This window comes from Pseudomonas sp. GW821-FHT02A08, from assembly GCF_059422045.1.
The window spans coordinates 59868-83781 of record NZ_JBWKWD010000011.1 but is presented as its reverse complement, the minus strand read 5'-3'; the positions used below and the strand labels follow the sequence as shown (position 1 = coordinate 83781).

General features: G+C 54.6%; 12 protein-coding genes and 1 pseudogene. 7 read left to right on the top strand and 6 right to left on the bottom strand.

Features of this window, described 5'->3' with window-relative positions; genetic code table 11:
• Positions 1-11: 11 nt before the first annotated feature.
• The 3 genes from AC07W4_RS10695 to AC07W4_RS10685 are packed head-to-tail and all read right to left on the bottom strand — an operon-like array spanning position 12 to position 5141.
• A complete protein-coding gene (locus AC07W4_RS10695) occupies positions 12-1124 on the bottom strand; it encodes a hypothetical protein (RefSeq protein ID WP_495032394.1) in 1113 nt (370 codons plus the stop codon).
• Complete coding sequence (locus tag AC07W4_RS10690) at positions 1121-3058, bottom strand: dynamin family protein (RefSeq protein ID WP_495032393.1); 1938 nt, start codon at positions 3056-3058, stop codon at positions 1121-1123. The genes AC07W4_RS10695 and AC07W4_RS10690 overlap by 4 nt, the downstream gene beginning before the upstream one ends.
• Complete coding sequence (locus AC07W4_RS10685; protein ID WP_495032392.1) at positions 3033-5141, bottom strand: hypothetical protein; 2109 nt, start codon at positions 5139-5141, stop codon at positions 3033-3035. The genes AC07W4_RS10690 and AC07W4_RS10685 overlap by 26 nt, the downstream gene beginning before the upstream one ends.
• Positions 5142-5748: 607 nt before the next feature.
• Between AC07W4_RS10685 and zorA1 the strand changes: the two genes are divergently transcribed.
• From zorA1 to AC07W4_RS10650, 7 genes are all read left to right on the top strand, one after another.
• Positions 5749-7941 carry a type I Zorya anti-phage system protein ZorA1 gene (zorA1, locus tag AC07W4_RS10680; protein WP_495032391.1) on the top strand — a complete coding sequence of 731 codons (2193 nt, stop codon included), beginning with the start codon at positions 5749-5751 and terminating at the stop codon, positions 7939-7941.
• Between the two features lie 13 nt (positions 7942-7954).
• Positions 7955-8698 carry a type I Zorya anti-phage system protein ZorB1 gene (gene zorB1 / locus AC07W4_RS10675; protein ID WP_495032390.1) on the top strand — a complete coding sequence of 248 codons (744 nt, stop codon included), beginning with the start codon at positions 7955-7957 and terminating at the stop codon, positions 8696-8698.
• On the top strand, positions 8695-10323 hold the full coding sequence (gene zorC, locus AC07W4_RS10670) for a type I Zorya anti-phage system protein ZorC (protein ID WP_495032389.1): 1629 nt from the start codon (positions 8695-8697) through the stop codon (positions 10321-10323). The genes zorB1 and zorC overlap by 4 nt, the downstream gene beginning before the upstream one ends.
• Positions 10323-13571 carry a type I Zorya anti-phage system protein ZorD gene (gene zorD / locus AC07W4_RS10665; protein ID WP_495032388.1) on the top strand — a complete coding sequence of 1083 codons (3249 nt, stop codon included), beginning with the start codon at positions 10323-10325 and terminating at the stop codon, positions 13569-13571. The genes zorC and zorD overlap by 1 nt, the downstream gene beginning before the upstream one ends.
• 432 nt (positions 13572-14003) lie before the next feature.
• Positions 14004-15737: a class I SAM-dependent DNA methyltransferase gene (locus tag AC07W4_RS10660; RefSeq protein WP_495032387.1), complete on the top strand. Its 1734-nt coding sequence runs from the start codon at positions 14004-14006 to the stop codon at positions 15735-15737.
• Positions 15727-16899, top strand: a complete 1173-nt coding sequence (locus tag AC07W4_RS10655) for a restriction endonuclease subunit S (protein WP_495032386.1) — start codon at positions 15727-15729, stop codon at positions 16897-16899. Before AC07W4_RS10660 ends, AC07W4_RS10655 begins: the two co-directional genes overlap by 11 nt.
• A 188-nt stretch (positions 16900-17087) precedes the next feature.
• The gene (locus tag AC07W4_RS10650; RefSeq protein WP_495032385.1) at positions 17088-20210 is read left to right on the top strand and encodes a type I restriction endonuclease subunit R; all 3123 of its coding nucleotides are present in this window, start codon (positions 17088-17090) and stop codon (positions 20208-20210) included.
• Between the two features lie 316 nt (positions 20211-20526).
• Here the strand turns inward: AC07W4_RS10650 and AC07W4_RS10645 are convergent, their stop codons facing one another.
• The 3 genes and pseudogenes from AC07W4_RS10645 to AC07W4_RS10635 form a co-directional block, all read right to left on the bottom strand.
• Entirely contained in the window at positions 20527-22368 is a 1842-nt protein-coding gene (locus AC07W4_RS10645) for a UvrD-helicase domain-containing protein (RefSeq protein WP_495032384.1), read from the bottom strand.
• A 357-nt stretch (positions 22369-22725) separates the two neighbouring features.
• A complete protein-coding gene (radC, locus tag AC07W4_RS10640) occupies positions 22726-23223 on the bottom strand; it encodes a RadC family protein (RefSeq protein ID WP_076013790.1) in 498 nt (165 codons plus the stop codon).
• A gap of 51 nt (positions 23224-23274) precedes the next feature.
• Positions 23275-23604: pseudogene (locus AC07W4_RS10635) on the bottom strand (hypothetical protein).
• Between the last annotated feature and the right edge of the window lie 310 nt (positions 23605-23914).

Here is a 23914-nt window from a genome sequence, read left to right as displayed (position 1 = left end):
CAATGCCAGCGCTAGCCAATGCGAAAAATTAAATATGCCAGCGCTCCTAAGCTGCCCAGACCCATTGGCAAGCAACTGTAGAGCAGGGTCTTGGCATGTCCTGCTGCACGCTGGAGCTGCCATTGCAGGTCGTCGATCTTGGCGTCTTGCGCCAGCAGATGCTGCTGAAGGACTGCAAGTGTTTGCAAGGTAACTTCATGTTGCGCACCGACCTTTGCCGCTTGTGACGAGAACGTGGCTTGCAGACGCTGCTCCTGCTGCGTAATGGCCTGGGTCACCGAAGTACGGCCCTTGCTGGCCAGCACGGCAATTAGCGCTTCCAGCCGCTTCGTGCGTTCGTGGCCGAGTTGCTTCAATTGCTCGAATAACTGATCGTTGCCCTCGCGATAGACTACTTCGCTTGCATCGCTCAGTGCTTGCAGTTGCACTTGAGTGTGGGTCTGAAAAGTTTGGTGGTGGTCGTTTAACCGGGCTTCGAGCGTGTCGTTGTGGGTTTGCAGGGCATGCAGGGTTAGCTGGCTGAGTGATTCGGCTTGGGCGCTCAAAGTTTCGGTCAGATGGTTGGCTCGGGCTATCGCCTGAGTCTCAGCGCATTGCTGGGCGTCATTCAGCACGACCATCTGTTTGAGGAACAGGTCATTGCTTTCGCGATGGGCTACACGGTTAGCATCTTTCAGGGCCTGTAGCTGCGTCTGCGTAAGGGTGTGGAAGGCTTGATGGTGGTCGGTCAACCGGGCGTCGAGTGCATCGCTTTTGGTGAGCAGAGCTTCCAAGGTTTTCTGACTGAGCGTTTCAGCTTGAGTGCTCAGCGTATTCGCCAGTTCGTTGGTCCGGGTTTGTGCCTGGTCTTCGGCACTGTGTTGGATATCCAGCAACGCTTGAAACTGGTCATCTAGTGGAAGACTGGTGGAGGGATAATGGCGATCAATAGTTCGCTTGATCTTACTGATCTGCGCCATCACGCCATCGTGGCGAACCTTAATCTCTTTATCTATCGGATACAGAGCGTCGCCAAGCAGGCTATTGAGTTCGCTTTTGAGTGGTGTGATTACAATATCGTTAAGCAGCTGTGCCATGTCTTCCCTGGCCGCGCGTATTTCGTCTTGAACTATTTTGTCAGTCATGTCGGGGGTTTTCCGGCATAGAGTTTTTCCGCTTCGCTGATCAGCAAATGGGTGTTCAACAGCGCCAGGAGTTTGTCCATGGCTGTTGGTCCCTTCACGATACCTGCCTTGACGGTTTGGAGGGCTTGCAGAAAGGCATCATTGACATGCCGTTCAAAGTGTTCGGCAATCTGCAGCGAACCGCTCATCCTGGCCAGATTCGCATCCAGTTCAGATTGCAGTGTCGCAAGGGCGTCAAGGTGGACCTGGAGTCGTTGCAGGTTTTTTTGCACGGTGTGCCGTTGCGCTTTAAGAGTACGCACGGATTTATCGATGTGCTCAGCCTGCGCTCGGAATGAGTCAATGAAGCTTTGATGCGCTAATGCCGCATGGCGTTGCTGGCTATTGCGAAAAGCCATTTCAAGCACCGTAGTGTCGTTTTCGAAGCTCGACGTCCTGAAATAGCTGTCGGTGCTATATCTGTCCAAATGATATTCGATCGGATGGAAGTCTCTGTCGTCAAAAGCAATGGAGGGCAACTGGTCAGCACACTCGAGCAGACGCAGCTTCAGTTCATCCTTGGCCACTCGCTCCAGCATTTTCTTGATGCTGTCCACCCAATGTCGGGACAGGTCTCGCAAGCGTTTCTTTTCCTCTTCGAGCGCCTCTTGCAGCGCTAACACACTCTGAGAGGAGACATTGACAGGTGGACCGTCAAATAAAGACGCGATTAAAGGCATCCAATCGTTGCGCAGTAGGATCTTCAGTGTCGCACCCAGCTGCTTTTGGGTTGTGTACTCTGCGTCCAGGTTGGCTTGGTGATCCTGAAGATTCTCTCCACACAGATCTTCGGGCAGTGTTGGGTAGTGCTTATTCAGTTGCGTCTTTAACGCTTGCAGTTCTACCTCCAGCTCTGTTTTGCATTCTTCGAAGCGTGCCCGAAAAACGGCGATCTGTCCTTGTACAACGCTATCCAGTTGAAATGCCGCAAACAACCGGGAGAACGGACCGGATGCGCTTTTAATGTCAGTTATCAGTTGCTGTCTGAATTCACTGACCACCGGCGCAATTCGAGCGTAGTACTCAGGATCAGTGGTGGCCAGTTCACGGGCGGAGTCACCCAGCTCCAGCACATAGAGATTGTCGGAAAAGCGCCGGGGAACTGTTAAATCGAGGGTTTCGATCTCGCTGATCATCGCTTGACGCACTTCCTGCACGTCGAGCGGTGTGGAAAGGAAGCGGTTACGCACGCTGCTAAGGGAGAAACAAGAGGTCACCACCACGCGATAGCGTACTGGCTGGCTGGCCCAGTGGGCCAACTCCTCGATCTGCAGGTTTTCTGGTTGTAGGAAGCCAAGACTGCTGGCCTGGGTGACCAGTAATACCAGGTCTGCCACGGTCACATAACGTCGGGCGAGCTGTTCTACGAGTTGCTGTTCGTGCCGGTTGCGCGCATCCAAACCGGGCAAGTCGATCAGTTTGACGTCAACATCCAATGCGTCGTCCGAAGCGGCCGGGAATAGCCGGGCTGGGATTAGAATATCGGTCAGCTCCGTGTCCTGTCGTGAGCCTTGCTCGACTGCTAGCCGAATATTGGCCAGAGCATCGGATGCCTGGAGTTCATCGAGCGGGAGGTCGCCTCCGATGTACCAGTGGTCATCGGGCGCGCGGCCATAGCGCAGTGGCATGACGGTGGCAGACTTACCTAGGGCTTGGCCGCCGCGCAAGACGCGGGCCACTTCATCGCGTGTGCTCGATGCCAGCCCAAGCAGGTCGAGGATCAGGGTGGTCTTGCCGACCTGAGTCGCGCCATAGACCACCACTGTCACCTGATCCGAACGTCTGACCTGATCGCTAACCTCCGGCGCTAGTTCGTGAACGAACCGGTCGAAGGCCTGCAATGCCCAATCATGGCGCTGCCGGTGGCGTTCAAGCCAGGTAGCGGGAATGGGCACGGTCGATCTCGGCCTCCAGATTGCGCCGCGAAACGTCTAGTGCCCGTAGTGAGCGCGCCAGTGCATCGCGCTCAGCGAACTGGTCTATGTCCACACCGTACGCCAGGCTGAGGTTGTGCTGGATGCGTGCCTCGATAACCTCCATCAATTCGTCATAGTGTTCAAGACTCGACTCGATCAGGTGGTCCTTGAAGCGCTCGACACTTGCGCCGATGAAGTTCCGTTTGGCCACGTCGTAGTGATGCACTGAGCTTGCCGCTTTGTAGCCAATGAACCCAAGACCCATCAGGCCGACGGCAGCCACCGATAAGGAGGCACCGAGGCCGGTTGCTGCGCCTCCGGTGAGCGCCGGAATGACATCGAGGCTGCCATCGATGGCCAAATCCACGGCGGTGATCGCCAGCAGGGCGCGGATAGCTTGTTGGGCACCCTGGGTGAACTTCGGCAGGGTTTCGCCAATGTCCTTGGCGAGCTGAGCAGGGTCGTAGTTGACTAGTTGCGAGGTATCTACGACGTTGCGCCGACACAGTGCGACGCCTTGGCTCATGCGAAGGTATTCCATCGTCAAGGCCGGCAGGTGCTGAAGTGCAGTATTGAACTGTTGGGTTCGAGTTGTGCTGGCGTCGAGGTGGTTTTCGGTTGAGGTTTCGTTGAGCAGCAGGCAAATATGCTTTTGAAGCGCTTGCGGATCCACCTTGTTACCGAAAGGGGTGATGGTTGCACCGTCGTTTTTCTCGTAACCGAGGTATCGTTCAGGCAAATTTTGATTACGCTGGCTCAACAGCGTGTGTGCGTCGATATGATCGGCAGGTGCATGGCCCAGCGCGAGCATGTCGTTTGCGACATGCGTTAATGCTAGATAGGTCGCGTCAACCGGGGTCTGGCCATCTTGCTCCTCCCAGTGCTGATTGATGCGATCGATGAACCGTTGCTCGGTCTCACTGGCGTTAAGCAGGAAAAAGTCCTTGGCGGTCCTTAGTTTGTTGCTCCAACCTTCCTCTTCTTGGGCATAGGCTTTTTTGGCGCTGGTCGTGGCCTGATGAGCGTAGTGGCCAACGTAATAGTGCAAGGACTTCTGATACTTTTTACGGTAGGTACCGACTGAATGGCGGAACTTGTTAAGGATGGCGTCAATCAACGTGTCCTGGGCACTGGCGCGCGCCCCGGCGTCCTCCACCAGCGATTCGAGCAAGGTCACGGCAGCTTCCAGTTCCAGTTCCACGATGGTGCGCAGATCCGTCAGGCGCTGGTGGTGAATGCTGTCAGGGACTTGAGCGTACTTGGCCAGGGCTTCGATCAATTGCGGGGCCCATTGGGCGCGATACTCGGCACCGCGTCCGACGCACAGTACCCGGTCCAATTCCTCGGCAGGCACTTGGCATGCTTCAGCGGCCGAAAGGCGTAGTGTGTCGCGCTCATCGTCGCTTTTGCCTTCGGTGCGGCCAATGGCAATGATTGGTTGTCGACCCTGCAGGGCGTTTTCCAACATGTCAACGAGCACTTCATTGGTCGCCTGAGTTGCCAGGGCATTGGCGTTGGTGACCATGATGCTGCCCATGGCATGCTTGAGGGTGTCGCGCATTTCCTCCTGCCAAAGGCTATTGGTTCGGTTTAGTCGTTCGTACCCAGGCAGCAGCAGAAAACCGAAGCCATCACTGAAATGGCGGCGAGGCACATATAAGCGCAGCAGCAAGAAACGCTCGCCCGTAGAGAAGCTGCGCAACTCTTTGGAGAGTGTCTCCTGGTCGATAGGGCATTCCTGGCCGTTTTCATCTACGCCGCAGGCATAAGGTGTTTCGCAGTCTCGCTCGAGGATAAACAGCGGACGACATTCACCTCGTCCAGGGTTGTCTTGCAGCCAATCATCTAGGCCATAGAGTTCGCGTAACAGGTGGGTTTTGCCTGCGCCCTGCGTCCCGCCTACGCAAATGAAGTAAGTCGAGTGCATTTCGCGGATGACCAGCAATTTGCGTAGCACGGCGCGGATTTTTTCGCGCTCAGCGTTGGTGCGGTCGAACTGCGCGGCGATTTTGAGGATTTGCCGCAGTGCTTCATTGACCGGGTCGATGAGGGTGGCGTACATGCCGGGACTCCTTGTTAAACGGTGCTGGTCGTATTAGGTCAACCCCTGCCGAAGGCTTGGGACGTGATTACATGCGCTGCAGGGAAAAGGGTGAATTGCCAGCGTATCGGCCGAGCAACAGTTTTATTTAGCTGGACTTCGCTGTTGGGTTTTCTGGAGCTGACTCGAGCTGATTTCAGACTTCCCAAGAAACGTTCTATTGGCGGGTTAGTCCTGCATTGGCTTTACGACTCATGTTTTTCGGCAGCCATGGTGGCCAGTTGCGTTGACGATCAGAGAGGCGAGGGTGGTCGCTGACGGGTTAACTGGCTATCCGCGTCATATCCAGCAAACCGCGGCCAAACTCTTAGGTCAAAGATCCATCGATCGCTTCCAGCTTTACGTCGCTCAAGACTCGGGCTAAGGTGCTGGCATAAGGACATGATTCTATAGGCTATGTCCATGGAAGACTGCAGATTGGTCGTTGTGAAACTGCCACCGCCTTCCATCCAAAATTCGTTTTGCCCCGAAAAAGTATCTATCGAGCAAGGTGCTGTCTTCGATTGACGCATCAATGGGGCTGCGCACGTCCTGAACATCAAAAATTGCTTAATTGAAGGCGGAAAGTATGGATTTTTCGACGCTGTTGCATCTTTGGGGTGCAGCAAGCTCCGAGCAGCTGATCGCACCAAAAATGGTAGTTGGCTTCGTTTTCATTTTATGCGCTTGGTACTTTGTCCGTTATTTTTGTAGATCCTTCAAACTTGGCAGTCAGCTGAAAAGTCTGACTAAACGCGTGCAGGGTGTGAAAGCGCTCGCCCCGTCTCAGCGGCGCTCTGAATTGGAGCGACTGTTCAATGGAAGCAAGCTGGAGCACTCCTGGCATGAGTACGCTGAAACACTGCACGACCAGTTTGAGTTTCAGGAAGGTGAGCAGGTCCTGGTCCGGTCGCGCGCCACTGCCGGAGCGGCGCATTTTTTCTCACCACAAAGTGTGGTTGATACACCGCTGGGGACCGAATTCTATAAACACCTGCCTGGAATTTTGACGGGTATCGGTATTGTTGGAACCTTCTTTGGCCTGATGCTTGGCCTTCAGCATTTTGATCCGAGTACCCCGGAACAGGTAAATGCCAGCGTCGACAAGCTGCTAAAGGACGTGTTGTTTGCGTTCATCGGCTCCTTTATTTCAATCATGGCCTCTATAGCCGTCACGATTACTGAAAAGTGGCGTCTAGGGCAATGCTACAAGCTGCTTGAAACGTTCAACGAAACCATCGACGGGCTTTTCGACAGCGGTGTCGGTGAGGAGTATCTGGCGGAGCTTGTGCGCTCGAGTGCTGAAAGCTCGGTCCAAACCCGTCAGCTCAAGGACAGCCTGGTTACCGATCTGCGTGAAATGCTGCAGAACCTTGTTGATACCCAAGTCCGTGAAAGTCTCAAATTAGCGGATACCTTGTCGACCACTTACCGTGACTCTGGGCAGTTGTTGGCCGATCAGGTCAGCGGTGCAATTGAGAACAGCCTCAAATCCCCGCTTGAAGCTATCGCGGGTGCGGTTCAGGCCGCTAGTGGCGATCAATCAGGGCAAGTACAGAACCTTCTTCAGGATGTTCTGGTTGCCTTCATGAACAAGCTGGAAGGTACGTTCGGCCAACAGTTCAATGGACTGCACGAACTGATGGGCCAGTCCGTCGCTGCCATGCAGTCGATGCAGCAGGGCTTTTCAACGCTGATCCAGGATATGCGTTCGGCCAGCGAGTCATCGACTCAAAACAGCTCGACCATGATTGCCCAGTTACTCTCCGATATGCAGGCCGGACAGAACGCCATGCAAGCGGGGATGAACGAGATGCTCGTCAATCTCCAGGCTTCGGTTGCCCGTATCGGTAACGAAGGGGAGGGGGCAGGCGCTCGAATGGCCGAGCAATTGGAGAAGTTGTTTGCTCAAAGCGAGGCTCGCCAACAGGCAATGGCTGAGAATCTCCAGGCTTTTGTTGAGTCGATCAAGCAGAACATCGGCCAGGGTCAACAGGAAACCATGGCGAAAATTGCGGGCTCCGTTGAGGTGCTGGGTGAGCAACTCTCGGTAGTCTTCAAGCAATTGGAGCAAGGCCAGCAGCAGATGGATCAAACCACCCGCGCTGCACAAGCTGACCTGCATCAAGGCACCCGTGACCTGGTGGGCGGCCTTGACGAGCAGGTCAAGGCGTTGCTGCAAACAGTGTCAGAGCAACAGAAGTCTGCACAGGACACCGTTAAGGCGTTGAGTGCCCAAACAGAGCAGCATTTGCAAAGCATGCAGCTAGGCGCAGACAAAATGCGGGCGGCGGCTGAGCGGTTCGAAACGGCCGGACAAAGCGTTGCGCGAGCCAGTGAGTCGACTGCGGGGCTGATGGGCACAGTCCAGGGCGCAGGTACTGAGCTTGCACAGGCATCACGTGAGTTGAACACCGTGGTCGCGGACTATCGAAACAATCGTGAAGCACTAGCGAAAACGCTCGCGGTCATCGAAGGGGTTGTCGCAAGTGCACAAGGGGAGGCCAGCGGCCGCAGCCAGTATCTCCAGGACCTGAAGGTTCAAAGCGAGCGGATGCAGGCGCTTAACCGTGAAGTGTATGAATACCTGGAAAACATCAGTGGTGTGCTGGGTAACGGCTTCAAAGAGTTCGGTGATGGCATGGATCGGGTGTTGAGACAAACCCTGGGTAGCCTGGATGCCGAGCTGGATAAAGCAGTCAAGAGCCTCGCTGGCGGTGTAGAAGGGGTCAAGGAAAGTCTCGAAGACTTCGGCGACATCATGGAACGAATCAGGCAGTAACGGAGGCTAGTCGATGTTTGGTAAGCAAATGCCTTCGGCAGCCCGCTCCAAAGACGAAGGAGAGAAGCCTTTCTGGATCTCCTTCGCTGATTTGATGACCGCGATGATGATTCTGTTTCTCGTTGTCATGGTGGCGGCTTTGAGTTCTGTGACGCAGCGCATTAACCAGGCGGAGCAGGGGGAGAAGCAGCGTAATAAGGACGTCAGTCAGATCTGCGAGCACCTGAGCCTTAAGGCGAAGACTGCCAGCAAGACCATCGTCGTTGACTGCAAGGACAACCGGATTAGCTTCGGCGATGCTGGCCGCTTTGGGCATAACCAGTACGCGCTGAGCAATGATGGCCAGTCGGCACTTCAGGAGGTTGTGCCGATGATTCTGGATGCGGCTAACAGTGAAGAAGGCCGTAAATGGTTCAAGCAGGTTGTAATCGAGGGATCGACAGACACCGATGGTTCCTATCTTTATAACCTGCACCTTTCATTGCAGCGTTCGGAGTGGGTGATGTGCAGTCTGCTCGATAGTCGCAGTCCGCTCCAGGTCGGATTGTCGCCGGAGCACCAGCAGCAAATCAGATCGATGTTCCTGGCGGGTGGCGTGTCCTTCAACAATGCAAAGGACACCAAGGAAGAAAGCCGGCGAGTGGAGTTGCGCATGCAGTTCTTTGGCTTGAAGGAAAAGGAAGAAAACCTCAAGCCAGATGTGCCGGTGTTCAATAACACCGATATGGAAAAGTGTCAGTTGGCGATGAACCGATGACCAGCCCTATCGCGAGGCTTTCCGCCGCTATTAACCTGAGTCTTTCCACGCATCGAGCGGGGCCGGCGCCAGAACCGTTGGCGCGATTCCCCCGTCTGGGTGCTGCGGGAATTGATCTTTACGAACGATTCGAGCGCGCTGAAAAGGCCTTGCCGCCACCTCAGGAAAAGCGCCGTGCGGCGATAAGCAAGTTCCGCAATGTACTGCCGCTCAACGCTACAGAGTGGCGCTTGGTCTTCGCCGGTCTCTCGGACAAGAGTGATCGAGTCGGGCCGATACTGGACGATGACCAGCTCTTTGACCGAGTGCACAAGGAAATCCATCACCGTATCGAAAAACGAAGGCTGAGCCGCCGGGACTGGTTGGCGCTGTGTTTTAGCTACTTTGGGTACGAGGCTGCCACGCCTGATCAGAACGCCAATTGGTGTGTATTGCGGGCAGACGTTCAGCTTGGCTTTGATTGCGTCAGAGGTCAGCAAAGACGCGAGAAGGAATGGGTGCAAATCGTCCAGCAGCATCAGGAGCTTTTCTCCGAAAAGGCTGGTGCGAGGCTGGGTGACCAGATGTTTAAGGGGGAGATCAGCGACCTTTCAGCGCTGCAGACAATTGCGCAGATCCCTGACAGCAGCTGGCTGTGGCGAAGGATCTTTAACGTACTTATCTCTCGTATTTTCATGTTGGATGACGCAGAGTTTTCTCATCGCCTGGCCGACCTTGTCGATATCGGACGGCAGCATCCGCGTTACATGAACGACATTCTGAGTGCGTGCCTGTCGCGTTATCACTTGGCAGCTTATCGAGAAAAGCCGTCGTCGCTGCTCAAACAGGTTGCACTCGACAATTGGGGCAGCCCTCAAATTCGTTCCAGGCAAAACAGCTGGCTGCAGTACGTTGAAAAAGACGTCTGTGCGATGGTCGTAGCGTGGTTCGCGAAAGAAGACCTCGAACATTTCTTCAACTTGCTCAAAGGGGAAGCAGAGGTCGATCAATCACGTCTGCATTATTGGCTGCGTTTTGCTAACCAGATGAGCTACACCCGAATCGTCATGGGTTCGGATGCCTGGCATGACAGTGGGCGGGACTTCGTTCATTTCCGTGAGAAGAACAAAGGACGCCTTAGCCGACTGGTTGGCGGTCCCGGTCATAACAACGCAGTCATCATGCAGATCGGGAACTATTTTTTCGTGGAGTTCTCCGGAACCGGTAATGCTTGCTATGTGTATCAAGCAGACAAGTCGCCTTTCAATCCAGATAAGTCACTACTCGAGTTGGCTAGCGAACTGAAGCAGCCTAACCGTGCGCTGGATCGAATGCGGCACTCACCTGCACCTAGCCGCCCGAATCGCATAGAAGGCTGGCTCAGCAAATTTGATGATGCCCTCGAGAAATGGGGTATTCGTGTGCAGAGTCAGGCCGGCACGCCAGGGTCATCCAAACCCATGGCATTGGAGGACCAAGTCCGTGACGCTTTGAAGTCGGCCAGGCACAAAATCTATGACCAGCGCGCGCGCGGCGGTGCGTTTCAGGTCCAGCTTGATACCAACGACCTGGCTGCCGTTGCAGCGCTCCAGCGCCTGGGTTTCAAGCCCGTCAATCAACAGCCACTCCGGTTCTGGAGACAGTAGTGCTCAAGCGTTTTCTAAAAGGGATTGGCCGGCAGCCGAATTCGACGGTAGAAAAAACTGAACCTGCTTTTTCCATTGAAGAGCAGGGCATTTGTTATCCCCTTGGCTTGGCGGAAAACGCAGAATCCTGGCCGCTGGCAAGCTATCTGGATCAGTTGGAAGAAGAGGAGTTCGTCTCCCAACTGAGCGATCGCTGGCTGCTGACGTGGGATGAGCTCTATCGGCTGCTTGATGAGCCAGAGCACTTAACAAGTCTGCCGCTATTGGGGTTGCCGCCACAGACAGCCCTCATCCCTCAATTGAGCAGCCAAGGCAGTCTTGCCTCCGACGATTTCATAGTCGCTGTCAGTGGATGGCGTGATCCGCAGTCCAATGCCAATGTGCAGGTGCAGCGTACGGGCGCCATCGTCCAGTATCACGGAACCACAGAAATTCTGCCTGAGGCGTCCTGGAAACTGACCGGAGCGGTACGACAGCTTTATCTGGCTCAACAAAATGAGCCAGGTGAAATAACCAACCAGATCGGCTGGGCCAGCATCAGAAAACTGGCACGCAAGGCGGCTGCCGGTATGGATGGTTTCCTGGATAAGACCGTCGTAATCAAACCTGAAAGCCTGCGACTCAACCCGCGAAAATCGACAGTAGGTAATACGCCGGTTATCGAGCTGCAACCAACCTTCGAAGGTCAGCCGGCAAACTGGCTTGAGAGTTTTGACGGTGCCAATCAGGTTCAGGATCGATACCGGGTGACCGCTGATGATGGATCGCTGACCCACGTCCTGATTGAGCCTGAAGTCAAATCTGTATTGGACTATGTGCGCTCGTTGCCCGGGCGTCGGGTCGCTGGCGACGATGCCCTTTCTTTCGTCCGCAACCCTTACAGCGCACTCGGCGAAAGTGCCGCGCAAGTGCTGGATGCCGAGACCTATGAAGACGAGCTCGCCGAAGCCGGAATTTTCTTTCACCGCTTTCATCTGGAACCGAAACTGGATGAAGCGGGACAGCGCATCGAGCAGGTAAACCTGACACTCGAACCGATCTCGTCAACCCCGCAAGCCCCCATCGAAGTTGAATTCAAAGCGGCCTATGACCTCGCGCCGTTCGTGCATGAGTTGCAACTGAAACTGGCCGCTGGTATGCCAGCGGGCTTCTGGCAGGGCTATGAGCTGGAGCTCAGCGATTTTGATTTGCGCCAGTTGGCAGGTATCAGCGACCTGCTTAAGCGTTGGCAAAACGAAGCGGCAGGCATTGAGTTCGATTCGGTCCTGGACCTGTCTCTATACGGCGACCGTGTGACTGGCATCGGGGAAGCGGAAAAAATTACTTCGCCATTCCTGGTCAAAGAGGCGACCGAGAACTGGTTGCCGAAGGATGTGGCGGCGTTGGGTATTGACGCAGAAATCCTCGGGCGTTGGGATCCATCCGACCGCGCTCAATTTGAAGCGTTTGAGCAGCGATTGGACGAAGCTCGCGCTGCCGGTGATGAAACGGTCTGTTTGCCAGAGTCCGAAACACCGCTCTCGATTGCCGCCGCCGAGCAACTGTTTGCTGCCTGGTCCAAGAAAATCGCCCCTATCGAGACCAGCCTTGTCCAGCCACAGGAAAAGGTTGGTCGCGCCGTACTGCAAATCGGCCACAACATCGACGAACCGACCTACGTTCAGATTCGCCAGGCAGCCTTGCGTGCCGCTTTGGACGCGACGCCAGAGTTGCCCAGCTTGCTCAAGCCTGAGGTCGTATTGCGTGAGCACCAGCTTCAAGGCGTCGCGTGGTTGCAGCATTTGTTCCGCTTGTCCCCCGCGGACGTGTCAGGTTGCTTGCTCGCTGATGACATGGGGCTTGGAAAAACGATCCAGTTGCTCACCTTCCTGGTTTGGTATCTGGAAAAGTACCCAGAGGTCAAGCCGACACTGATCGTCGCCCCAGTTTCGTTGCTTGATAACTGGGAGCGTGAGCTTCATCGATTCTTCTTCGCTGACGCGCTGCCAGTGCTAAAGCTGTATGGCTCAGCCTTGAGTGCAGTGAAGTTCAAGAAGGAAGAAATCCCTGCGGACTTGAAAGCCAAAGGCATCAAGAATTTGCTGCGCCCAGGTTGGATGGGCGGCGCCCGAATCGTCCTGACGACTTACGAGACACTTCGCGATCAGGAGTTTTCCCTGGCGCGCCAGCAGTGGTCGATCGTCGTGTGCGATGAAGCGCAGAAACTGAAGAACCCTGCTGCACTGGTGACTCAAGCGATCAAAGCCATTCCTGCGAGATTTCGAGTGGCGTGTACCGGTACGCCTGTCGAGAACACCCTGATCGATCTCTGGTGTCTGTTCGACTTCATTCAGCCAGGTTTTCTAGGCGGTTTGAACCAGTTCGGTCGCGAGTATCAGCGCCCAATCGAAGCCGCATTGGAGCGCGATACGGTTGCCCTGGATCGCTTGCGTGGGCTTATCGACCCGCAGACTTTGCGCCGAACCAAGCAAGACATTGCCAAAGACCTGCCGGCCAAAATTGAAGACACGGCATGCCGTTCATTGAGCATGCACGCCTTGCAGCGCAATCTGTACCTGTCCGAAATATCCGCGTACAGCCAGAAGCAGCAGATTGAAGAACAGCTCGATCAAAAGACCTCCGGCATGCTCGGGTTGCTGCACAAGCTCAAGCTCATTTGTGCTCATCCGTATAGCGTTCAGCCTGATACGCGATTGCGCGACAACTCGCCGAAGCTGCAGTGGTTGATGCAAACCCTCGAGTCGATCAAAAGGGCCGGGAACGGCGACAAGGTTATCGTATTTACCGAATTGCGTGATATTCAGCGGGAATTGCAGCACTCAATCCAGGAGCATTTCGGGTTTAGGGCGACCGTCATCAACGGCGATACCAGTACCAGCAGTCAGAGCGCCAATAGTCGCCAGAAGCTGATCGACCAATTCCAGGAGCTGCCAGGCTTCGCAGTCATCATCCTGTCGACCATCGCCGTCGGTTTTGGAGTGAACGTGCAGTCGGCCAACCACGTCATTCACTTTACACGTTGCTGGAACCCGGCCAAGGAAGATCAAGCGACGGATCGAGCCTATCGGATTGGGCAGGAGAAGGATGTGTACGTGTACTACCCAACGGTTCGGGATGCGGCGATGCCGACGTTTGAGGCGACGCTGGATGAGCTGTTGAGTAAGCGACGGGCGTTGGCGCGGGATATGTTGAGTGGGGCTTCGGACATCCAGGCTTCGGATTTTGAGGGGTTACTGGGCGCGCGGTAAAGGTCGAATCAGACGATTTAAGATTCTGAAGGTTTAGGTTGATACAACAAAGCCCAGGTTTCTGGTTGGCAGGGATTATTGCTCGACAGTGTGTCAATTATGGGCGCAGGTGGTTCACTTAAATTTGCTAAGAAAACAGTTTTTTCAGTGTGCTAACGCTTGCCTAGCGGAGTAGCGCCAGCAAGATCTGAGTGGATTATTTACCTGTGCGCACGTCCAGTGTTGGCGCTGACAGTTGAACGGCTTACTGTGCGCGGAAATAGGCATCATGAGTTGCATAAGCCGAAGCAGTCATTGTGTCGATGAGTGCTGAGGGAGTCAGACGAAAGATCTTCCACCAGTTATCATGCTGCCCATCTTCACCCGGACCTCTGTGGTCGGGTTTTCATTTTTACTGCGCAATTTATCTGCGTCGAAAGTAGGGAATAGTCCATGTCGGATCAAAAGGGTGCCGAGCAGGTCGCCATTAGTCTCGCTGAACAAGCACTTAACGAGGCCCGCGCCCGTTATGCCCCGAGCGAAACCTCGGTCAGCGCAGAACCTGAGCCGGTGAAAAAAAAGCGAGGACGTAAAGCCGTCGCCAACACAACCAGCAGTACTCTGCAGGATATGCAGAAAACTCTGTGGGCCACCGCTGATAAGATGCGCGCCAACATGGACGCCGCCGAGTATAAGCACATTGTCCTCGGTCTGATCTTCCTCAAGTACATCTCCGACAGCTTCGCCGGCCGCCGCGCCGAGCTGGAGCTGAAATTTGCCGACGCCAGCGACGATTACTACCTGGGCAGGGAGGACGCCGAGCTGCTGGCCAGCGAACTGGAAGAGCGCGACTACTACAAAGAAGTGAATGTTTTCTGGGTGCCGGAAGTGGCGCGCTGGGAGTCGCTGCGTGCCGCCGCTAAGCAGGTGGACATCGGCAAGCGCGTTGACGAGGCACTGGCCGCAATCGAAGCAGAAAACCCGCCACTGAAAAACATCCTCGACAAGCGTTACGCCCGTGCCCAACTGCCTGATGGCAAGCTCGGTGAGCTGGTCGATCTAATATCGACCATCGGCTTCGGTGGCGACTCCAACCAAGCCCGCGACCTGCTCGGCCAGGTTTATGAGTACTTCCTCGGCCAATTTGCCAGCGCTGAAGGTAAGAAGGGCGGACAGTTCTACACCCCGGCTAGCATCGTCAAAACTCTGGTCGCGGTGCTTAACCCCCACCATGGCAAGGTCTACGACCCCTGCTGCGGGTCCGGCGGTATGTTTGTCCAGTCGGAAAAGTTTATCGAGGCCCATGGTGGCAAGCTCGGTGACGTATCCATCTACGGCCAGGAATCTAACCCGACCACCTGGCGTCTGGCGGCGATGAACCTGGCAATTCGCGGCATCGACTTCAACCTCGGCCGTGAACCCGCTGACACCTTCGTCCGCAACCAACACAATGATCTGCGCGCCGACTTCGTCTTGGCCAACCCGCCGTTCAACGTCAGTGACTGGTGGCACGGCAGCCTTGAGGGCGATCAGCGCTGGGTCTACGGCACCCCGCCGCAAGGCAATGCCAACTACGCCTGGCTACAACATATGCTGTTTCATCTTAAGTCCAGTGGCCGCGCCGGCATCGTGTTAGCCAACGGCTCGATGAGCTCGAGCCAGAACACTGAAGGTGACATTCGCCGCGCCATGGTCGAAGCCGACGTGGTGGAAGTTATGGTCGCGTTGCCCGGTCAATTATTCTTCAATACCCAGATCCCCGCTTGTCTGTGGTTCCTCACCAAAAAGAAAGTCGCCCGTCCGGGCGAAGTGCTGTTTATCAATGCGCGCAACCTCGGTACTAATGTCAGCCGTGTGCAGATAGAACTGCTCGACAGCGAAGTCGAATGCATTGCCCAGGCCGTAGCCAATTGGCGCGGTGAGCCGCTGGATGTCGGCGGTGAAATTGGCGAATACGCTGATGTGGCTGGCTTCTGCCGCAGCGTGACCCTAGCTGAAATTGCCGAGCATGGGTACGTGCTTACCCCAGCACGCTATGTCGGTGCGGAGGCTGTCGAGGATGATGATGAGGCCTTTGCCGACAAAATGCAGAGCCTCGTCGCCCTGTTGGGTGAGCAGGTGGCCAAGGGAACGGACCTCGATCAGTTGATCCGGCAGAAGTTGGAGGGGCTGGGCTATGAGTTCTAAATGGGAACAAACGACACTTGGAGAAATATTGACTCTGCAGCGGGGTATGGATCTACCTATTCAAAGCCGAAAGAACGGTAATGTTCCTATTGTCGCTTCTACCGGAGTTGTCGGTTACCACAGCAAGGCACCCGTAAAAGGCCCAGGGGTTATAATTGGGCGAAGTGGTAGTATTGGCGGTGGACAATATATCGAGACCGATTTTTGGCCGTTAAACACGACCTTGTGGGTCAAGGATTTCAAAGGTAACAATCCGAGGTTTTGTTACTACTTACTTCGGTCTATCGACTTCAGTGGATTAAACGCCGGGAGCGGTGTGCCAACGCTCAACCGTAACCACTTGCACCCTATGCCCATGATCTGTCCGATACTTGAAGAACAGATTGAAATAGCTTCTTTTCTGGGGGCTATAGACGACCGCATAAAACTTTTGCGCGAAACCAACACGACTCTCGAGACCATCGCCCAGGCACTATTCAAATCCTGGTTCGTCGATTTCGACCCGGTGCGCACTAAGGTCGAAGGACTTGAGCCAGAAGGCATGGACGCGGCTACTGCGGAGCTATTTCCGGATAGCTTCGAAGAGTCCGAGCAGGGGTTGGTGCCGAGAGGGTGGAAGATACGCAAAGTCAAAGACCTGATGGAGTTACCCTACGGGAAAGCATTGAAAGCAAATGATCGGGTTGACGGCCCTGTTCCTGTATATGGTTCAGGCGGGATCACTGGTTACCACAATGAATCATTGATCAATGGCCCATCAGTCATCGTAGGACGGAAAGGGACTGTCGGTAGCCTTTATTGGGAAGATAGACCTTTCTTTCCTATCGACACCGTTTTTTACGTCAGGACGGATAATCCCTTGACGTACTGTTACTACCTTTTACAAACACTCGGCCTTGAGGACATGAATACTGATGCTGCTGTGCCTGGACTGAACCGAAACAATGCCTACAGGTTACCAGTGGTTGTGGCGACAACATCTATTCTTGAGTCTTTTGATGAGATCGTCTCCTCACTGCGAAACAAGATGTTCTTGAACAGCCAGCACGCTCAAACCCTTACGCAACTTCGCGACTCGTTACTACCGCGTCTGATGTCCGGCCAACTGCGCCTGCCAGAAACGGAAGCCTCCATCGAAAATATGTTGTCAGAGACTGTCTGATATGGCTATGAATTTGCGCGAGCGGGTGATTGAACGCCTGCAGAGCCTGCCAGACACTCAGCAGACTGCCCGCGAATTGGCGCAATGGATATAACTCAACTAGCCCAAAACTTTGGATCGAAATTTTACCGAACATGGCCTTGACCGAGGCAGAGCTGGCAGGCGAACTGAACAGGAAGTGAAATGAAATGACTGAAGACCAACTGGAACAGGAAGCCCTCGGCTGGCTGGCTGAAGTGGGCTACACGCACCTCTACGGACCGGATATTGCGCATGACGGTGATAGCCCGGAGCGGGCTCACTATCGTCAGGTGGTACTGACCGAGCGCCTGCGCAGCGCCATGGCCAAGCTCAATCCAAAGGTGCCACTGGCCGCGCGCGAAGATGCCCTCAAGCAGGTGCTCGAGCTGGGCCTGCCAGTACAACTGGCGGCCAACCGTTTGTTCCATCGTCTGTTGGTCAGCGGCGTTCCGGTGCAGTACCAAAAAGACGGCGAGACTCGTGGCGACTTCATCCGCCTGATCGACTGGGCCGACGTTAAGGCTAACGACTGGCTGGCCATCAATCAGTTCAGCATCCTAGGGCCAAAACATACCCGGCGTCCGGACATCATCCTGTTCGTCAACGGCCTGCCGTTGGTGTTGCTTGAGTTGAAAAACCCAGCGGATGTGAAGGCTGACCTGGGCAAAGCATTCGATCAGATTCAGACCTACAAGGAACAGATCCCGGACCTGTTCCAGTACAACGAAATTCTGGTAATTACCGACGGTAGCGAAGCTCGTATGGGCTCGTTGTCGGCTGATGCTGAGCGCTTCATGAACTGGCGAACCATCGACGGCGAGACCCTCGATCCGTTGGGGCAGTTCAACGAACTTGAAACTTTGGTGCGCGGTGCATTGGCGCCTGAGATGCTGCTCGACTACCTGCGCTATTTTGTGTTGTTCGAAGATGACGGTCGACTGGTGAAGAAGATTGCCGGTTATCACCAATTCCACGCCGTGCGCGCTGCCATTCAGCAGGTGGTCACTGCCTCGCGTCCCGGTGGCAACCATAAGGGCGGGGTGGTCTGGCACACCCAGGGCTCGGGCAAGAGCATCACCATGACGTGCTTCGCCGCCCGGGTAATGCAGGAAGCGGCGATGGAGAACCCAACCATCGTGGTGATAACCGATCGGAACGACCTGGATGGCCAGTTGTTCGGGGTGTTTTCGCTGTCTCAGGATCTACTACGCGAGCAGCCCGTTCAAGTTGAGTCACGAGGTGACTTGCGCACCAAGCTGGCCAACCGGCCTAGTGGCGGTATTGTATTTGCCACGATCCAGAAGTTCATGCCAGGGGTTGATGAAGACAGCTTCCCGGTACTGTCCCTGCGCCCAAACATCGTCGTCATCGCCGACGAAGCCCATCGCACTCAATATGGATTCAATGCTGAACTGAAAGCGCCGACTGGGCTTCAAGCAGCAGAGAACCAAGCTCGTTATCAAGTGGGCTATGCTCAGCACCTGCGCGATGCGCTGCCCAATGCCACCTTCGTGGCCTTTACCGGCACACCGGTGTCCAGTGAAGACCGTGACACACGCTCGGTCTTCGGTGAATACATTCATGTCTACGACATGCAACAGGCCACTGAAGACGGCGCAACCGTCGCCATCTACTACGAATCGCGGCTGGCCAAATTGTCGTTGAAAGACAGTGAGCTACCCGCCATCGACGATCAGGTCGATGAACTGGCTGAAGATGAAGAGGATGACCAGCAGTCGCGCCTGAAAAGCCGTTGGGCCGCACTGGAAAAGGTGGTCGGGGCCGAACCTCGGATCCACAGCGTGGCGGCAGATCTTGTCGCGCATTTTGAAGAGCGTAACCAGGGCCTGGTCAGCATGGGGCAGATACCCGGCAAAGCCATGTTGGTGGCCATGAGTCGCGAGATCTGCGTGCACCTGTACAACGAGATCGTTGCCTTGCGTCCAGAATGGCACGATGAAGACCCGGAAAAAGGCGCGATCAAAATCGTCATGACCGGTAGTGCTTCGGACAAGGCCTTGTTGAGGCCGCACATTTACTCTGGACAGCAAAAAAAGCGTCTGGAAAAACGCTTTAAGGATCCTCTCGATCCGCTCAAGTTGGTCATCGTCCGTGATATGTGGCTGACCGGCTTTGATGCACCTTGTGTCCACACCCTGTACGTGGATAAGCCAATGAAGGGCCATAACCTGATGCAGGCCATTGCCCGGGTTAACCGTGTCTTCAAGGACAAGCAAGGCGGCCTGGTGGTGGATTACATCGGTATCGCCAATGAGCTGAAAGCAGCGCTCAAGGAATACACCGGAAGTAAGGGCAAAGGGCGGCCTACAGTGGATGCTCATGAAGCCTATTCAGTTCTGGAGGAGAAGCTCGATGTCCTGCGCAGCCTGCTGCATGGCTTCGATTACAGCGACTTCCTAATCGGCGGCCATAAGCTGCTCGCCGGGGCAGCCAATCATGTGCTGGGTCTGGAAGACGGTAAGAAGCGTTTTGCTGACAGCGCGCTGGCCATGAGCAAGGCCTTTACCCTGTGTTGCACCTTGGATGAAGCCAAGGCAGTGCGCGAGGAGGTGGCGTTCTTCCAGGCGATCAAGGTGATTTTGATCAAGCGTGAAGTCAGTCAGCAGAAAAAGACTGACGAAGAGCGAGAATTGGCCATTCGTCAGATCATTGGCAATGCCGTGGTTTCTGGCGATGTGGTGGATATATTCGAGGCAGTGGGCCTGGACAAGCCCAATATCGGCCTACTCGACGACGCGTTTCTCGCTGAGGTGCGCAATCTTCCAGAGAAGAACCTGGCGGTAGAGCTGCTGGAACGCTTGCTCGAAGGCGAAATCAAGAGCCGTTACAGTACCAACCTGGCCCAGGAGAAGAAGTTCTCCGAGCTACTGGCCAATGTGATCAAACGCTATCAAAACCGCTCAATCGAAACCGCTCAGGTCATCGAAGAGCTGATCGAAATGGCCAAGAAGTTCGCTGCCGCTAGCAAGCGCGGTGATGAACTGGGGCTCAACGATGACGAGCTGGCGTTTTACGATGCATTGGCCAATAACGAGTCCTCGGTGCGCGAGTTGGGCGACGAGATCCTGGCAAAAATTGCCCACGAGCTGACCGCCAGCTTGCGGGCCAACGTCAGTGTTGATTGGAGCAGTCGTGAAAGCGTGAAGGCCAAACTTCGCATCCTGGTGCGACGGATTCTGCGCAAGTACAAGTATCCGCCGGATCAAGCCGAGGAAGCGGCGCAGTTGGTGCTCAATCAGGCAGAAACGCTCTGCGAGGCATGGTTGTAGCGGACTTAGCGTATTTCCGTACGGTGCGCGACCTAGGCGGTCGAAACTTAGTCTCTGGCGCTTCCTGGCCGAAGCGAGCGAATCATGGAAAATGGGATTCGTTGGGCAATTCCCGAAGAGGAATTTTAGATGAAGGAATGACTGCAGGACGCAAGGATAGAAGCTATTCAATGGTTTTTATCAGCGTAGCACGCACGTTTCAGCGGGGTGGTAGGTAACTGCCATCCCTACCGTGACCAGTCGGATCTATACCCGGGAGATGTATCGATTGGATGACTATCCCCCCTCGGCTCAATGTTTATCTCCTGATTAGCCATTAGCCGCCAATAGCATGGTCTGGGAAATACGTTCCGAAACTGTTCAGTTCAGGCGCGGAACAAACGACCGTCAGCCAGCTTCCTTCTTGGCTCCGCTTCAGCCGCGTCAGGCCTGCGTAGACTAGCGCCAAGCTTTGCGCATTTGCAGCCTCTGTCACATAGACGACCAGTAGGCGAGACTCCCATCCCTTGAAGCTATGCAAGGTGGTTGCCTTTATCTTGGCATCGCCCATATAAAAGCCCATCTTCCTGCGGCGATGGTCAGAACCAAACGTATCAACAGCCCGAATATTGTATTCATTGAGACGACTTACCACCTCGGCCCCAGATGCCATATTTCCGGTCAGCATGGTGATGTCAGCATTGGCCAAACCGTTCTTTCCGGTCTGATGCATCAGGGCGAGGATTTCGTCCGAACAAACGACCTTGGCATTCTCCGGGCTACATTGCACCCAGCGAAGGTGGCACGGGTACAGATCAAGTGATCCTTGCTCTGGCTGCGGTAAATCGACGACATCTTCAGGAAGGAACATCTCCGCAAAACTTCGTGCAAGGTTTAACGCATCTGGAGGCAATCTGTAGCTGACACTAAGTTGCGCCCAGCGTCCCCCTGGGAATCCGGCTCCCTTCATCACGTCATCTGTCCACGCTTTAGCAGTGCCGTAAATGTCTTGCGTCGCATCTGCGACCAAGAGCATCTCTCCGCTCGGTTTGCAGGCCTTGCGTAATACATCCCACCACAGCGGGCGATAATCCTGCCCTTCGTCAACTAGAATGGCATCGTATCGAGAAGCTCCTGGCTGCATGACACCTTCTGCTGCCAAAAGTGGCAATTCGGTATTCAGAACATCCTCTCGGCCGTTGGCCCAAAGAGCGTCATACCTCTGCTCCCATCCCGCTTCATAACAGACATGCTTGCACCACAAATGGAAGTGAGTGAATCGAACATTCCTTATCCGTTTTGGTGCATTGAGGTCGCGAACGATGAGGTCACGTAAATAATGCCAAAGCGTGATGTTGAAAGTAGCGACCAGTACAGACTTGCCTTCGTTAGCAAGCCTCGCGGCACGTGCCGCAAGCACTAGGGACTTCCCCGAGCCTGCCGGCCCTTTGATCCGACGATAGCCGGATTCAGTGCGAGTTTCGGCTAAAGACCGCTGGTTACGATCCAAGGTCAGAGGCGCCCTTTGCGTCGATGAGAAGTCCGGCTCGACAAGCCAACCGCGTAGATCTTTGGCCAAATTTTCTGACATGAGAAAGGAGTGGCTGCGGCTGGCTTCCGGGAATACGAGCTCCATATTTCCTGTTGAAATTTCGCTGAAACCGGTGACTGGTTGATATTTTGCGTGATCGTCACCTTGCTTAGTCTTTAAGAAAGGAGACAGGAGGCCTTTGACCTGCTCCGCTCGTGCGAAAGGGAAGATGACTCCCGCGGTAATGGTTGCCCATCCTCTCTCTGACTGAATACGTGGGCAATAAAGGTCGAAAATTTCCTTCTTATAAAGATTTACCTTGGTGACAGGATTCTCGCTCTGGAGGCAGAACTCTTTTCCGTCCTTCTCAGCCCAGAGCGTCGGATGTCCCCATTCATCCAACTTTGTGAAGTACCTCATGGCGTTCAGGTTCCAGTCTTTCACCTCGAACACCGCGATGCCAACCTTCGGATTCAACAGAACGAAATCCGGGCGTAAGCCATTCAAATGGGGCTGAATGTAAATCTCCCAATCGGACGTAAGACTCTCGTTGAACATCTGAAAAACCTGTTGCTCGCCAGCGGTCAGTGGCTGCCTTAATTTTGCGTGCTCAAGCAAGGGCGGATGGATCACTCTTTCATTAGACATTTAGATCATTCTTCCCTGAGAACTCACTCTGCTTGCAAGTGAGGCAGTCTTTTAGGTTTTATGGAGTTATTTCTGAAAGCAATTTTCAACTTTGAGAGCAGCCGCTTTCTTTAGGTTATTCAATACACATCGAGGCTAGAACACCCCTGCTTAATCGTCTCTTCCGCAGCATCATGATCGCGCCAGCACAGTCGACGGATTCCTACAGTAGCCTAACCTGGATTGTCTCCAACCATGGCTTTGGCTGCAGCCGGAGCAAAGTACAGGGGGGCAGACAAAAAATTAAGTGAGAGCTAACAGTGCCGATAGCCCCTCGGCATCGGCCAAGGGAGTCTATCGGCCGCAGTGACCTCGGAGTTACAGATAACCTCGTTCTGCTAACGAAACACAACCTTCATGACCCACCACCACATGATCCAATATCCGGGTACCAACCAAGTTGAGAGCGTTCTTGAGGGTGGTCGTAAGGGTTCGATCGGCTTGGCTGGGCTCCGGGTCACCGGAGGGATGGTTATGAACCAGAATTACGGCCGCGGCATTGTGCTCTAGGGCTATCTTGACCACTTCCCTTGGATACACGTTGGCACCATCCAGCGTGCCCCGGAATAGCTCCCTGAAACCAATCACCCGGTGTTTGGTATCGAGCAGCAGTAATGCAAAGATTTCGTGCTCGTGGTACCGCAGCAGTGTTTGCAGGTGGCTGAAGACCTGCTTCGGTTCAGTCAGGGCCCGACCTTTAGCTAGGCGACTCATCGCCAGTTGTTGAGCCATCTGCAGGATGTCAGCTTCGGTGACAGGGGAGTCCATGACATAGGTACCGGTCGTTTCACCGGCTATTAGCTTGTGATATTTCATGCGGATATTCCTGTACGAGTGCGTGAGAACGGAGGGGGATTGAGTAAAGACTTAACGGTTGATACTGAAGCTGTAACCGCATTCCAGGCACTGATAGTTATCCAGCACCCTGTCATCAATCTGTTCACCCAGCGTGGCCCCAGCGATCCCGCCGGCAGCACCACCAAACAGCCCTCCAAGTATGGCGCCAGCGATGCTGCCCACGGCGATCCCAACAGGCCCTCCGACTATGCCGAGTACTGCACCGGCTTCCGCTCCCGACAGGGCTCCGGCGGCCCCACTGACTGCACCGCCTGCAGCGCCAATCAAACCACCTGTTTACTTACCGATATTTTTCGTTACGACACGTCCAGAGCTGCAGCTAGGACAAGGGGAATGCATACGTAAATCCTCTCAAGTGATGAGCGTGCTGAGCCAAAGAAGCGGGCACGCCAAAATCCCTGCCGCAGTTGATGCGGCTGGCGTTCACAGAGGTGATATAGGTTTGAATTTTTTTGAATGAGATTTTGACCAATTCGGAGAGTTATTTGCCCCGAAAAAATCATCTAGGAGCTGATGATCTACGAGAGACTTTGGATATTTTGGCCGTTTCATTTGGTGAGCATCACTTGCCGTTGGTGGAATTGGGTATCCGGCCGTGGACTGTCAACAAACTGCACAGATTTTTACGCCTTTTAATTTCTTTCTCACT

Excerpts from the sequence above, each read along its gene's own strand:
- AC07W4_RS10695 (WP_495032394.1), bottom strand. The coding sequence starts at position 1,124 with ATGACTGACAAAATAGTTCAAGACGAAATACGCGCGGCCAGGGAAGAC.
- AC07W4_RS10685 (WP_495032392.1), bottom strand. The coding sequence starts at position 5,141 with ATGTACGCCACCCTCATCGACCCGGTCAATGAAGCACTGCGGCAAATC.
- zorA1 (WP_495032391.1), top strand. The coding sequence starts at position 5,749 with ATGGATTTTTCGACGCTGTTGCATCTTTGGGGTGCAGCAAGCTCCGAG.
- zorB1 (WP_495032390.1), top strand. The coding sequence starts at position 7,955 with ATGTTTGGTAAGCAAATGCCTTCGGCAGCCCGCTCCAAAGACGAAGGA.
- zorC (WP_495032389.1), top strand. The coding sequence starts at position 8,695 with ATGACCAGCCCTATCGCGAGGCTTTCCGCCGCTATTAACCTGAGTCTT.
- AC07W4_RS10660 (WP_495032387.1), top strand. The coding sequence starts at position 14,004 with ATGTCGGATCAAAAGGGTGCCGAGCAGGTCGCCATTAGTCTCGCTGAA.
- AC07W4_RS10655 (WP_495032386.1), top strand. The coding sequence starts at position 15,727 with ATGAGTTCTAAATGGGAACAAACGACACTTGGAGAAATATTGACTCTG.
- AC07W4_RS10650 (WP_495032385.1), top strand. The coding sequence starts at position 17,088 with ATGACTGAAGACCAACTGGAACAGGAAGCCCTCGGCTGGCTGGCTGAA.
- AC07W4_RS10645 (WP_495032384.1), bottom strand. The coding sequence starts at position 22,368 with ATGTCTAATGAAAGAGTGATCCATCCGCCCTTGCTTGAGCACGCAAAA.
- radC (WP_076013790.1), bottom strand. The coding sequence starts at position 23,223 with ATGAAATATCACAAGCTAATAGCCGGTGAAACGACCGGTACCTATGTC.